The 1,564-nt window shown below is 46.8% G+C and carries 2 protein-coding genes and 1 pseudogene; 1 reads left to right on the top strand and 2 read right to left on the bottom strand.

Going from position 1 to position 1,564, the window contains the following annotated elements; translation table 11 throughout:
• Positions 1 to 192 precede the first annotated feature (192 nt).
• Positions 193 to 1,008: an aminoglycoside O-phosphotransferase APH(3')-Ia gene (locus FTV27_RS16995; RefSeq protein ID WP_000018326.1), complete on the top strand. Its 816-nt coding sequence runs from the start codon at positions 193 to 195 to the stop codon at positions 1,006 to 1,008.
• Between the two features lie 153 nt (positions 1,009 to 1,161).
• On the opposite strand, the gene FTV27_RS16990 is transcribed toward FTV27_RS16995, so the two are convergent.
• Both FTV27_RS16990 and FTV27_RS16985 read right to left on the bottom strand, forming a co-directional pair.
• Positions 1,162 to 1,341, bottom strand: coding sequence for a hypothetical protein (locus tag FTV27_RS16990; protein WP_000902128.1), 180 nt, complete (start codon positions 1,339 to 1,341; stop codon positions 1,162 to 1,164).
• A gap of 91 nt (positions 1,342 to 1,432) precedes the next feature.
• Positions 1,433 to 1,564, bottom strand: a pseudogene (locus FTV27_RS16985) (IS6 family transposase); the annotation flags it as partial.

Genomic DNA, 1,564 nt, shown 5'->3' with positions numbered 1-1,564 from the left:
GTACCAGCGTACGGCCCACAGAATGATGTCACGCTGAAAATGCCGGCCTTTGAATGGGTTCATGTGCAGCTCCATCAGCAAAAGGGGATGATAAGTTTATCACCACCGACTATTTGCAACAGTGCCGATAAAAATATATCATCATGAACAATAAAACTGTCTGCTTACATAAACAGTAATACAAGGGGTGTTATGAGCCATATTCAACGGGAAACGTCTTGCTCGAGGCCGCGATTAAATTCCAACCTGGATGCTGATTTATATGGGTATAGATGGGCTCGCGATAATGTCGGGCAATCAGGTGCGACAATCTATCGATTGTATGGGAAGCCCAATGCGCCAGAGTTGTTTCTGAAACATGGCAAAGGTAGCGTTGCCAATGATGTTACAGATGAGATGGTCAGACTAAACTGGCTGACGGCATTTATGCCTCTTCCGACCATCAAGCATTTTATCCGTACTCCTGATGATGCATGGTTACTCACCACTGCGATCCCCGGGAAAACAGCATTCCAGGTATTAGAAGAATATCCTGATTCAGGTGAAAATATTGTTGATGCGCTGGCAGTGTTCCTGCGCCGGTTGCATTCGATTCCTGTTTGTAATTGTCCTTTTAACAGCGATCGCGTATTTCGTCTCGCTCAGGCGCAATCACGAATGAATAACGGTTTGGTTGATGCTAGTGATTTTGATGACGAGCGTAATGGCTGGCCTGTTGAACAAGTCTGGAAAGAAATGCATAAGCTTTTGCCATTCTCACCGGATTCAGTCGTCACTCATGGTGATTTCTCACTTGATAACCTTATTTTTGACGAGGGGAAATTAATAGGTTGTATTGATGTTGGACGAGTCGGAATCGCAGACCGATACCAGGATCTTGCCATCCTATGGAACTGCCTCGGTGAGTTTTCTCCTTCATTACAGAAACGGCTTTTTCAAAAATATGGTATTGATAATCCTGATATGAATAAATTGCAGTTTCATTTGATGCTCGATGAGTTTTTCTGATAGTTAGTCTTTGTAGAGACACAAACCTGAAATTCCGGACACCGCGCTTCAGGACATCTCCCTGGACGCCGATATCTGGCAGTATCCGGACGGTACTATCGAACGCCGGGCCAACGGTACTACCCTGCCCTTTATGACTGACGACCGGCTATCTCACCCACGCACTTCTCCCTGAAATTTAGCATCGTCGCGGTTAATGTCGAAAATTTGCCACCTGACGTGGTTGGCATCGAGGGTGAAAACTGCCGTGGCGAGGGTGTTCTCCTCATCCGGATCGTCGGCAGCCAGCCGGTATTCACCGGCATCAATTTTCAGATTGATATCGTGCAGCACCTGGGTGGTGCCGAAATGTTTAGCGACCGCGCTAAATTCGGCACTGTTGCAAAGTTAGCGATGAGGCAGCCTTTTGTCTTATTCAAAGGCCTTACGTTTCAAAAACTCTGCTTACCAGGCGCATTTCGCCCAGGGGATCACCATAATAAAATGCTGAGGCCTGGCCTTTGCGTAGTGCACGCATCACCTCAATACCTTTGATGGTGGCGTAAGCCGTCTTCAT

Origin of the sequence: Acinetobacter sp. YH12251 (genome assembly GCF_013417465.1) — a bacterium.
In the GTDB taxonomy this organism is placed as follows: domain Bacteria; phylum Pseudomonadota; class Gammaproteobacteria; order Pseudomonadales; family Moraxellaceae; genus Acinetobacter; species Acinetobacter amyesii.
Note: the sequence above shows the minus strand (reverse complement) of the source record. Positions and strands in the feature narration are given on the sequence as shown.